Annotated in this window: 5 protein-coding genes; all 5 read right to left on the reverse strand. The window is 49.6% G+C overall.

All coding sequences use genetic code 11. The annotated features are described in order from the left end of the window. On the reverse strand, positions 1-208 hold a 208-nt coding region (locus GX016_10770; GenBank protein HHT72024.1), incomplete at its 3' end, for a nicotinate-nucleotide--dimethylbenzimidazole phosphoribosyltransferase. Between the two features lie 107 nt (positions 209-315). Beyond that, the gene (locus tag GX016_10775) at positions 316-567 is read right to left on the reverse strand and encodes a type II toxin-antitoxin system RelE/ParE family toxin (GenBank protein ID HHT72025.1); all 252 of its coding nucleotides are present in this window, start codon (positions 565-567) and stop codon (positions 316-318) included. Continuing rightward, positions 564-818: a hypothetical protein gene (locus GX016_10780; protein ID HHT72026.1), complete on the reverse strand. Its 255-nt coding sequence runs from the start codon at positions 816-818 to the stop codon at positions 564-566. Before GX016_10780 ends, GX016_10775 begins: the two co-directional genes overlap by 4 nt. Positions 819-945: 127 nt before the next feature. Further along, on the reverse strand, positions 946-1,707 hold the full coding sequence (locus GX016_10785) for an HAD family hydrolase (GenBank protein HHT72027.1): 762 nt from the start codon (positions 1,705-1,707) through the stop codon (positions 946-948). A gap of 135 nt (positions 1,708-1,842) precedes the next feature. Beyond that, a partial coding sequence (gene cobS, locus GX016_10790) for an adenosylcobinamide-GDP ribazoletransferase (protein ID HHT72028.1) occupies positions 1,843-2,473 on the reverse strand: 631 nt, incomplete at its 5' end.

A 2,473-nucleotide genomic window follows, 5' to 3' on the forward strand; every position in this document is an offset into this window, starting at 1 on the left:
CCACACCGTGATCCCCGGCCATAACCAGCACCGCTTTACCGCTGATTTGAGGTACAGGAGTACCCATGATACCGGCTATTTGAATCGCAACCTCTTCCAACACCCCTAAACTTCCCGGCGGTTTAGTGAGGCTGTTTTGCCGCTCTTGGGCCGCCGTCATGGCCTCCTCATTGAGGTCGCCGATTTGAGCGATTAATTTTTCTAGCATAAATGTGGATTCCTCCTTTTGCAGCTGCTTAACAATAAAGCAATGAGCAGGCAAATATCCGCTCGAAGCAAACATAGAATAAAGAAGCGCCCCAAGGCGCTCGATTTCTAGAAGTTACGGTAACTGTCCCGCCTATTTCTTACCGTTAGGACTTGGGCAATTTCTTTTTCCAATTTGATCATGACTCGCCAGTCTCCTACGCGTAAACGCCAGCAGTTGCTCGCTCCCTGGATTTTCTTCAGATCTAGCGGTGGTATGCCTTCCTGCAAGTTATGTAGGGCATCGATAATACGTTTTCGCGTTGCTTTGTTTAATTCTGTTAGGTCCTTTTGACTTTTCTTGCTTAGCTGGACCTTCATGAAATAAGCTCCTTGGTTACATCGTCTAGGTTGTCATACTTCCCTTCGGTAAATTGCACTTCCCCCTCATGGATAGCCTCCAACTCTTGTTCCGTAAGGGGCTCATCATCATAAGGTGCTTTTAAGAAAGCCTGCAGTACAGGGTCTCTGGCTCTGCTGATCACAAATTCTAGAAACCGCTCTACCACAGACGATTCGCTTTCGGGAAGCTGGTCGATAAGTTGATAAAGCCGTTCTTTCGGTAAACTCATTGCCATCTCTCCCTACTGTTTTTAACCTCGTTAGAAAAACGAGCAGGTACATTGTTATTATACCCCTTATCCGTGAGGAAGCGACAGTGACAAGCATTGTTTATTTAATCTTCATTACAACAAAGCTTTAGTTCCAAAATAGCAGCCTGTTAATAAGTTCGGCCGCTTGGGAAAAGGATTCCGCCTGCAATAGCCGGCCGGAAAGATCGCAGATGTTGGGGAGAGTAAGCTCGTAGCGGTTAAGCCAGATCACAGTTAAGCCTACAGCCAACGCACCGGGAACATCCGACACCGGTGAATCGCCCACAAATATAGTTTCCGAAGCCGTAAGCCCACAGCTTTCCAAGGCCAGGCGAAACATACCTGTTTCCGGTTTAGCCAAACCCCGTTCATCAGAAAAAAACAGGTTCTCTTCTAAAAAGTAACCATTAAGCCCAAGGGCTGCCAGCTTTAGCCGCTGCCAGCTACCGGCACCGTTACTAATAATGCCGCGGCCGATTCCTTCTTTCTGCAACCTGTCCAACAACTCACTAACTTGAGGAAAAGGTTTTACGTTCACCATAAGCTCATCCAGCCACGCACGAGCCAGGCGATCTCCTAACGCATAGTTTTCCTCTGCTTCCGCCCTCTTCAAACATAAGGTGCGACGAAAAAGAACTGATAATAGTTCCGCCGGCTCAGTTATCTGCGTTTGTTCAACAAGGCGAAAATATTCCTGCCAAAACTTTTGCCTATAATCTGCTATCGCTTGTTTATCTAAGCCTAAAAGATCGCAACCCCTCTCCAGTGCCGTTACCAACGCAGCATCAGTAGCCGCCACCACATCGTACAAGGTGCCGTCGAGATCAAAGAAGACAAATCGAGGTTTCGTTTGGCTCTGTACTGTCATTGTTATCACCGCCTAAGTAACCCAATAAGAACAGCCTAAGCTTCGCTTCTCTCAGGATCACAATCTATGGCTTTGCACGCAGTCTGACGAGTCAGGTGGCCGGGTCCAATCCTCTACGTGGAGCTTAGCCTTAATTCAAAAGAGCGAGGTGAGCGAGGGAAAACCGGCAGCGCCTGCAGCCAGAGCCAGCAGAAAGAGCAGTTCGGCCACCTCGTTAATAGCCCCGTAGACATCCCCGGTCAAGCCTCCTAGTTTAGCGGCTATACGCCTGGCCAAAAGGTACGGACCACCAAGGGACAAGGCCGCAGCTACAAGTATGATACTAACCTCTTTTGAACTGGGCTTTATGTAACCGCAAACAACCACTACAATAAGCAAACTTATTACCACCGCTACAGCCAAATCCCGCTGCCCCGTCTCCTGGGCGTAGGCCCGTCCCATTCCGGCCCCCGGCCGGGCGTAGGCGAACAGGCAAACCGCAGCCGACATACTTAGCCGGCCCATCAGGGGGAATAGAAGTAGCGCCCACAGCCGCAGTCGCCCGCTTATTTCTACCAAGACAGCAAACTTAACAATAAGTAAAGTAACCAAAGCCGCTGCTCCCAGTCCGCCCACATGGGTATCGCGCAAGATGGCCAAGGTCTGTTCACGATCCCGACGGCTAAGAAGCCCGTCACAAGTATCGATGAACCCGTCCAAGTGCAATCCGCCGGTAAGGACCACATTTAGTGCCAGTATCAATGCGGCTTTAAGGATAGAACCGAAC

The sequence above is a fragment of the Bacillota bacterium genome, from assembly GCA_012837285.1.
Taxonomy (GTDB): Bacteria; Bacillota; DTU030; order DUMP01; family DUMP01; genus DUNI01.

Excerpts from the sequence above, each read along its gene's own strand:
- GX016_10775 (HHT72025.1), bottom strand. The coding sequence starts at position 567 with ATGAAGGTCCAGCTAAGCAAGAAAAGTCAAAAGGACCTAACAGAATTA.
- GX016_10780 (HHT72026.1), bottom strand. The coding sequence starts at position 818 with ATGAGTTTACCGAAAGAACGGCTTTATCAACTTATCGACCAGCTTCCC.
- GX016_10785 (HHT72027.1), bottom strand. The coding sequence starts at position 1,707 with ATGACAGTACAGAGCCAAACGAAACCTCGATTTGTCTTCTTTGATCTC.